We start from the raw sequence: 8,089 nt of genomic DNA, 5'->3' as shown, positions 1-8,089 counted from the left end.
TATATAATAAGTATAAAACAGAGCCATGAGGCTCTGTTTTTTTGTGGGGAAAAAGAGGTAAGAAAGGAACAGCTGCCGGAGAGGCAGGGGGCTACGCTTATATTAATTCTCTTTTATGAAAGGTATCCGATTTCTCAATATATAGGAAAGACGGTCTTTCATCACTGCCCAATCCGAAGGAAAACCAATAGGAAAAAAGTTCTCTTTACTTACTCTTTACAATTTAAATCAAAACTATACTTTTTGGCCGATTTGTTTTTTACATCCCTGCTATAGACTAAAAATATGCAAAACAACAACAACACGCATTCGTTTCAAGGGAGGATTTATAATGAATCTTAAAAAGTGGATGGCTCTGGCTCTTTCTTCGGCAGCATTGGTAGCAGCAGCAGGCTGCGGCGGAAATTCCGCTCCTGCTAAAAGCAGCGCCGCTTCCGGCAGCAAGGTTTCCGGGCAGGTGACCGTTTCCGGTTCATCCGCACTGCTTCCGCTGGCTAAAGATGCAGCTGCCAAGTTCAAAACAAAGAATCCTGATGTTTCCATCACTTTGAACGCAGGCGGTTCCGGCACCGGCCTGAAACAGGTAGCAGAAGGTTCTGTCAACATCGGCAACTCCGATGTGGAAGCATCCACAAAGCTTCCGGCTGACAAAGCAAAAGGCCTGGTAGATCACAAAGTCTGCACCATGACCGTAGCTACTATTGTCAATAAGGATATTGCAGAAAAGGTTAAGAGCCTTACTTCCCAGCAGCTGCAGGATATCTTCACTGCCAAGACAACAAACTGGAAAGATGTAGGCGGCCCGGATGAACCGATCGTCCTCGTAACCAGACCGACCACCTCCGGTACCCGTGCACTCTTCACTGAACTGGCTCTTGCCGGACAGGAAGAAGCTTCCAACAAATCCCTTGAAACCGATGATAGCGGCACACTGATTCAGAGTGTAGCTCAGACCAAAGGTGCCATCGGCTATGTAGCTCTTCCTTACCTCGTCAACAATAAGGATGTAGCTGCAGTTGCCATCGACGGCGTAGAACCGACTCTGGAAAATACCTACAACGGCAAGTACAAAGTATGGGGATATGAACACATGTACACCAAAGGGGAAGCTACCGGCGCAGTCAAAGCTTATCTGGACTATGTTCTTTCCGATGAATATGGCGTAGAAATTGAAAAACAGGGCTACGGCGTATCCTCCAAGATGAAGACAAAATAATTATCGAACACGTTTGATAAAGAATTGATATTGAAATAGCTGCGGGAAAAGCGGCCGCATGAAAATGCGGCTGCCTTTCCCGTCTTTAAAAAGGAGAATTGAATGGACGGAAATATGCGTCAGCAGCATATGTTCAGGAGGGAAATCCTGGGGAAAAGCATTTCTACCATCTGCGGTTTCTTCCTCATTGTTTTAACAGTAGCCATCGGCTGTTTCCTTCTGGCGAAGGGCATGCTGACATTTACGGATTTTCATCACAGCATAGGCGAATTTCTTTTTTCATCAGCCTGGAAGCCTTCGGATACAGATGTAGGCGGCGGAAAAGTAGGGGCAGCCATTTTCATCTGGGGTTCCATCCTCACCTGCTCCCTGGCTCTTCTCATTGCCATTCCCTTCAGCCTTTCCACGGCCGTATTCATGACACAGATTTCACCGAAAATCGGCGAAAAGATTATCCGGCCGGCTGTAGAAATCTTTGTCGGTATTCCTTCCGTTGTCTATGGCTGGGTAGGCCTTGTCGTGCTGGTACCGCTGCTGCAGAAAGTATTCAATCTGCCCCACGGGCAGTCCGTGCTGGCGGCATCTATCGTTCTTTCCGTCATGATTTATCCTACCATTACTTCGGTATCTGCCGATGCGATCCGCAGTGTCAACAAGAAGTATATTGAAGGGGCCTATGGACTGGGATCCACCCGCTGGCAGATGATTTACAAAGTCCTTCTTCCGGCAGCTCTCCCGGGAATTCTGACAGCTATTGTCCTGGGGCTGGCAAGAGCCTTCGGCGAAGCCCTGGCAGTATCCATGGTTATCGGCAAGATGAAGGCATTCCCTACCAGCATCCTTGCTCCAACCAACAGTCTCACCGCGGCTATTGCTTCTGATATGGGCGGTGCCATGGACGGCGGGGAACTGAATGCCGCTCTTTGGACTATGGCACTTCTGCTCTTCATCATTTCCCTTCTCTTTATCCTCATTATTCACCTGATTGCAGCTAGAAAGGAGTCCCTGGCATGAGTACACAGCCGGTTCATTCAATGGGGGCTAAAGCTTCTGATCTCCGCCTCATTGATGGAGGACTCAAAAGAGCCCGTCTGGCAGATAAGACAGCCACATTTTTCTTCTACCTTATCTCTGCTGCCTTCGTCCTGCTTCTGATTGCCTTTACACTTTATGTGGTGTGGGGCGGTATTAAAGCTTTCAAGCCCGAGGTTTTCTCCTTCGGCCCTGAAGGTATCGGAAATCAGTTCTTCAATACGGTTTATCTGGTGGTACTTTCTCTGGTCATTTCCGTTCCTATCGGTGTCATGGCCGGGGTATACATGGCAGAATATGCCTCTCCCGGACGGGTGACCAATACCCTTCGTATTGCGATTGAAACGCTGTCCTCTCTGCCCTCCATCGTGGTCGGCCTTTTCGGTTACCTGGTGTTTATCATCATGGTACACAGCCAGTGGAACCTTTTCTCCGGCGCACTCGCCGTTTCTGTTCTGTCCCTCCCGCTGATTACTTCCACAACCTATGATGCCTTCAAGGCTCTGCCTGAAGGATATAAGGAAGGAAGCCTGGCCCTGGGGGCTACCCATTTTGAAACCATCTGGCATGTTATGCTCCCTGCTACGGTAGGTCCTATTGTGACCGGCGTCATCCTGGCAGCAGGCAGAGGCTTCGGCGAAGCAGCCGCTCTCCTGTATACAGCCGGTATGAGTACGGATATTAACTGGAATGTATGGGATATTACCTCTCCCACCTGCCCGTTGAATCCATTCCGCCCCGGCGAAACCCTTTCGCTTCAGGTATGGGCTGCCCGTACCGAAGGCCTGGGCCCCGGTGCAGTTGATACCGCGGCTGCAGCATCTGCCGTTCTTATGATTATGGTTTTAGTATTCAGTATCGGAGCCAGAATGGTGAGCCGGTATATTTCCAGAAAAACTGAAGGAGAAAATTCATGATGACAAATAACAATTCCATGGCCGTTCAGGCTTCTGCCGGAGCATCCGCCCTTTCCGTGTACTCTAATATCATCTTTGACTGCAAGGGTCTTGACCTTTACTACGGTGCTTTCCAGGCGCTGAAAAAGATTTCCATGCGTATTGAAAAGAACCAGATTACCGCTCTCATCGGACCTTCCGGCTGCGGCAAATCCACATTCCTTCGGACACTGAACCGGATGAATGATCTGGTTCCCGGATGCCGTGTAGAAGGACAGGTCCTTCTTTCCGGTGTGGATATTTATAAGGAAATCGATCCCATTGTGCTGCGCCGCCATGTAGGCATGGTTTTCCAGCAGCCGAACCCGTTCCCCAAGAGCATTTATGATAATGTTGCCTATGGTCCCCGTCTGAAGGGCATTACCAAGAAAAGCGAACTGGATGATATTGTGGAAAAGAGCCTTCGCCAGGCAGCCATTTGGGATGAACTGAAGGACCGCCTTCACAAATCTGCGCTCGGTCTTTCCGGCGGCCAGCAGCAGCGTCTCTGCATTGCCCGTGCGCTGGCAGTAGAACCGGAAGTGCTCCTCATGGATGAAGCTACCTCCGCCCTGGACCCGATTTCCACTGCCCATATTGAAGATCTGGCTGTGAAACTGAAGGAAAACTACACAGTAGTCATGGTTACCCATAACATGCAGCAGGCACAGCGTATTGCCGATAAGACCGCTTTCTTCTATCTCGGCGAAATGGTTGAATACGGCGACACGAAGCAGATTTTTGAAAATCCGAAGAAAGAAAGAACCATTCGTTACGTATCCGGTAATTTTGGTTAATGTGGTAAAATAAGAATGATGGAAATCTATGGAAGCACGGGTGCAGTCATCCATGACATGGAATACAGCCCGTGCTCTCATAGTCTTTTGAAAATACAACCGGCACAGCGGTCTTTCGGCCCTCTGCCGGCTTTGACTGTTTTTAAAGGAGAATGGACATGCCGCTTATTTACTGTGTAGAAGATGATGAAAGCATTCGTGAACTGGTGAGTTATGCACTTCGAGGCCAGGGATATAAAGTCGGTGGATTTGGAGAAGCGTCCGAGTTTTATGAAGCCATTCAGAAAAATCTGCCTGATCTGGTTCTTCTGGATATCATGCTGCCCGGAGAAGACGGACTGACCATCCTGAAGAAACTGAGAGCCTCAAGCAAAACGGAGTCTATCCCCGTGATCATGATGACTGCCAAAACCAGTGAATTTGATATTGTCAAAGGACTGGACCTGGGTGCCGATGACTATGTGACGAAGCCCTTCGGGATTATGGAACTGCTTTCTCGGATACGCTCCGTGCTGCGTCGTACCAAAAAGCCCCAGGAAAATGGGAAAAAACTGCTTTCCTTCAACGGCATCGTGGTGGACCAGGAGCAGCACAGCGTCACTTCCGGAGGAAAAGAAGTACAGCTTACGCTGAAAGAATTTGACTTATTGTGCTATTTGTTATTAAATAAGGGCATCGTTCTTTCCCGTGACCAGATCATGCAGGCCGTCTGGGATTCTCCTTTTGAAATGGAGAGCAGGACCATTGATATGCACATCATGAGCCTGCGGCAGAAACTGGGAAGTGAAGGAGCCTGCATCCGTACTGTCCGAGGGGTGGGATACCGCCTGGGAGACAGAAAATCTTAAACAGGAGCCGTTTTATATATGAAAGTCCGCATTTATCGAAGTCTGCTGCTCATGGGCATTGTGTCCGTGGTGACTACTTTTATCCTTTCCGCTATTCTGTACTATCAGGGCATGCAGGAACAGTTCAGCCATGAACTGCAGCATCTGAACAGTGTCATGGCAGGGGCCGTGTCTCTGGAGGATGAAGAAAAAAGTAAGGATTATCTTTCCCACATTTATGAAGATAATCATAAGATTATCCATATTGTCTGGCTTGACAGCGACGGTTCTGTCATTTATGACAGCGACAATATTACCGATGAAGACTATGCGGCCGGTCCTGAAGTGAAGGAAGCCATGGAAAAAGGCAGAGGCGCTGCCGTTCACAAAGATGCCAATGACAGCCCCAAGAGCTATTATGCACAGAAAGCACCGGATGGCACCATCCTTCGACTTTCCAGTGCCCGTACCGTTTCTTACAAGGGATTTTCCGCCTATCTGCCGGAAATTATCCTTTTCCTTCTCGTATTTATTGTAGGCTGTCTCTTTGCTGCCGAACGGGAAACGGAAAAAATCCTGAAACCCTTCCATCTTTTGGGAGAACTCATTCAGAAAATTATGGAAGGACAGAAGGTGGACGATGTGCCTTCAGACTATAAGGAATTAAATCCTCTTATCCGCAAAGTGGAAGAGCAGCACAGCGAGATACAGAACTACCTGGATGACATAGAAGAAGAAAGAAATACCATCCGCACGGTGGTGGATACTATTTCCGACGGCATTATTCTTCTGAACGAGCATAAGGAAATTCTGGACTACAACCGTAAAGTGGAAGATGTTTTCCATCCGGCAGAGGACAAGCGCTATCGCAGGATTGCCAGCCTTTATCACAATGAGGACTGGCTCCGGGTCATCGGCAAGGCATACCGTACCGAAGGACGGCAGGAGTATACCATGACCCTCTTCGACAAGCCCTACCGCATGGTAATGAATAAAATAGAACTTTCCGACGGGGAAACCGGTCTTCTGATTGTGCTCCGTGATATGACCGCATCCTACATGGCGGAAAAAATGAGAAGAGAATTTTCAGCCAATGTATCCCATGAGCTGAAGACCCCTCTGACCTCCATCAGCGGATTTGCAGAAATGATTGCCAACGGCATGTACCAGAAACCGGATGATGTGAAACTCTTCGGCAGCCGTATCGTGAATGAATCCCAGCGCATGCTTACCCTGATTGATACCATCATGCACCTTTCCCGCATTGAGGAAACGGAAACTACGATTACCTGGAAAACCGTTTCCCTGGACAGTCTTGTCCGGTATGCGGCAGATCTTATCATGCCTCAGGCCAAGGCCAAGGGTGTCAATATCCATGTGGATGCAGAACCACTTTATACCTACGGCAATGCGGCTCTTCTGTCGGAGCTGGTGATGAACCTTTTGGACAATGCGGTGAAATACAATAATGAAGGGGGCAGTGTCCATGCCCTGCTGGTGCCGGAAGGGGAAGACAAGCTGAAACTGACCATTTCCGATACAGGCATAGGGATCCCCAAGGAAAAGCAGGGAAGAGTCTTTGAACGCTTCTACCGGGCGGAGGAAAGCAGAAACAAGTCCACCGGCGGCAGCGGACTGGGTCTTGCCATCTGCAAGCATATTGTAGAAAAGCATAAGGGCACTCTGTCCATTGCCAGTGAAGAAGGCAAGGGCACGGAAGTGACCGTTATTCTGCCCCGTATGAGCGATGCCGATGTGTCCAAGGAAACCAAGGAAGCCCTGGCAGCCCGGCAGGAAGCAGAAGATGCAGAATCCGGCCGTCTGGCAGAACAGGAAAAAGCAGAAGATAGAGCGGCAGAACTGCAGGCAGCGAAGGAACAGACCCGCAGTAAAGAAAACAAGGGCCTGCACAAGGTGAAAAAGCTGAAAAAAGATAAAAAGGCCAAAAAGAAAGTGAACGGCCATTCCCATGCTTCGGAGACAGACGCAAAGCAGGACAAAAAATCTGAAAAGGTCGGCAGGAAAGCAGGCAGGGAAGAAAAAAGAAAGAAATAGCAAAATAGAAAAAAGCATCATTCTTTGAAAATCAAAGGGTGATGCTTTTTTCTTGCCGGTGACATTTACTTAAAAGAAAGACAGGAAAGGGGACAGGCTTTCCCGTTTACCTTGCATTCTGTTTCCATTATAATAGAACAAGAGAATACCTATATCTGTAGTAAAGGAGGACTATTATGAAAAAACTGATTGCATCGGCCCTGTTCTTTTCCTTTGCCCTGGCGGCAGGTGTATCTGCCAACTGGATAACGGGGGAATCAACGATCATAGCAGTGAACCAGGGGGAGGCAGCCTTTCATGCGCCTCTTTCTTCCGAACAGCGGCTTGATGTAGGAATGACTTCCGGTACAACCGGAAGTGCGGATATTATTTTTTCTACCGCATCCTCAGAAAACAAACTCTCCCTTTCCGCAGTACCGGTTAAAATTTCATCGGGCACCAGCGGAGACGGCAGCACCTTTTCCGATGCCAAGCTGACCATTACGCCTCTCATTGATAACGGGAATGGACAGAGATATTACCTTCTTGAAACAGGAAGTCCCGAAGGCACGCAGATCATTGCCTATAAGAAAGGGAACTTCACCAGTGCCTTTACAGCTGCCTCCCTGCAGGAGGAAGGAGACAGTGCTTCCTTTGAAGTAGGAAAGAAAGAACTGATTCTTCATCTGACCAAAGGCAGTGATACAGAAGATTATCTTCTGAAATATGACAGCAGAACCGGCACCTTTACCGCAGAGAAACAAGCATGAAAGGGAAAAAGGACGTCTCCAGGAGACGTCCTTTTTTAAATAGAAGGGAATATTTTACAATATCGGGGTAAAATTATCACATTCCCGAGGATTTAAAGACAGTCTATAAAAATAAATAAAGCGCAAAAATAAGGGGATCAAAGAATTACAGCGTCGATTATACAGAAAATCAGATGAGAAAAATCAAATAAGCGGATATTTAAATGAAAAATTTGAAGAATAAAAGGTTTACTTAAATAATTACAGTTGCACTATAAATTTAAAACAGCAGCTGTTGAAATGAAAAACGGATTGGCAGAGAGATTTGACACAAATGTGACAAATTGCTATAATTACATACGCTTGAACGCCAGCCAGGCTTTATGAAAATAGAGAGTGGTTGACAGAGAAAAGCAAATATGATATTATCATGAAGCTGTTACACAGCGGTCACGAAAAAAGAGTTTGAAAAACCTTTGAAAAAAGATTTGACAAAACG

Annotated in this window: 7 protein-coding genes; all 7 read left to right on the top strand. The window is 47.6% G+C overall.

Going from position 1 to position 8,089, the window contains the following annotated elements; all coding sequences use genetic code 11:
• The first annotated feature begins 331 nt into the window (after nucleotides 1-331).
• The gene (locus ACI4N7_RS06560) at nucleotides 332-1,216 is read left to right on the top strand and encodes a phosphate ABC transporter substrate-binding protein (protein ID WP_439732554.1); all 885 of its coding nucleotides are present in this window, start codon (nucleotides 332-334) and stop codon (nucleotides 1,214-1,216) included.
• A 102-nt stretch (nucleotides 1,217-1,318) separates the two neighbouring features.
• Nucleotides 1,319-2,230 carry a phosphate ABC transporter permease subunit PstC gene (gene pstC / locus ACI4N7_RS06555; RefSeq protein ID WP_439732553.1) on the top strand — a complete coding sequence of 304 codons (912 nt, stop codon included), beginning with the start codon at nucleotides 1,319-1,321 and terminating at the stop codon, nucleotides 2,228-2,230.
• Complete coding sequence (pstA, locus tag ACI4N7_RS06550; protein WP_439732552.1) at nucleotides 2,227-3,165, top strand: phosphate ABC transporter permease PstA; 939 nt, start codon at nucleotides 2,227-2,229, stop codon at nucleotides 3,163-3,165. The genes pstC and pstA overlap by 4 nt, the downstream gene beginning before the upstream one ends.
• Complete coding sequence (pstB, locus tag ACI4N7_RS06545) at nucleotides 3,162-3,980, top strand: phosphate ABC transporter ATP-binding protein PstB (RefSeq protein WP_439732551.1); 819 nt, start codon at nucleotides 3,162-3,164, stop codon at nucleotides 3,978-3,980. Before pstA ends, pstB begins: the two co-directional genes overlap by 4 nt.
• 158 nt (nucleotides 3,981-4,138) lie before the next feature.
• Nucleotides 4,139-4,828, top strand: a complete 690-nt coding sequence (locus tag ACI4N7_RS06540; RefSeq protein ID WP_439732550.1) for a response regulator transcription factor — start codon at nucleotides 4,139-4,141, stop codon at nucleotides 4,826-4,828.
• A gap of 18 nt (nucleotides 4,829-4,846) precedes the next feature.
• Nucleotides 4,847-6,862: a sensor histidine kinase gene (locus ACI4N7_RS06535; RefSeq protein WP_439732549.1), complete on the top strand. Its 2,016-nt coding sequence runs from the start codon at nucleotides 4,847-4,849 to the stop codon at nucleotides 6,860-6,862.
• A gap of 176 nt (nucleotides 6,863-7,038) precedes the next feature.
• Nucleotides 7,039-7,611 (top strand): hypothetical protein, encoded by a 573-nt coding sequence (locus ACI4N7_RS06530; RefSeq protein WP_439732548.1) that lies wholly within the window; start codon nucleotides 7,039-7,041, stop codon nucleotides 7,609-7,611.
• The last annotated feature ends 478 nt before the right edge of the window (nucleotides 7,612-8,089 follow it).

The sequence above is a fragment of the Dialister sp. genome, from assembly GCF_051885895.1.
Classification (GTDB): domain Bacteria; phylum Bacillota; class Negativicutes; order Veillonellales; family Dialisteraceae; genus Dialister.
This window is presented reverse-complemented; position numbering and strand designations above follow the sequence as displayed.